Consider the following 269-nt stretch of genomic DNA (forward strand, 5'->3'; position numbering starts at 1 on the left):
CCATCGCCGAGATCATCGCGTTTGCCTGGAACCTGACGGGCAAATTCCCCGAAGGACAAGACTCGTACGCGCCGATGGTCGAGAAGGACGTCACTGATCGCGGGGATGATTCCTGAGAGTTCGAAGACGCCTTCGCGAGCAAGCTCGCGAATAGGCCATCAGCTTGAGCGCAAAAATCAGTTCTGCTTGATCGTTCCCACGCTCCGCGTGGGAATGCCGCCCGTGACGCTCCGCGTCTCATGTCACCGGCGGAACGCGGAGCGTCCCAG

General features: G+C 60.6%; 1 pseudogene. It reads left to right on the forward strand.

From position 1 onward, the window contains the following. Positions 1 to 116 (forward strand): annotated as a pseudogene (locus AC0IXA_RS27525) (EscU/YscU/HrcU family type III secretion system export apparatus switch protein); the annotation flags it as partial. Positions 117 to 269 lie beyond the last annotated feature (153 nt).

Source organism: Pseudomonas sp. AC083, assembly GCF_979253165.1.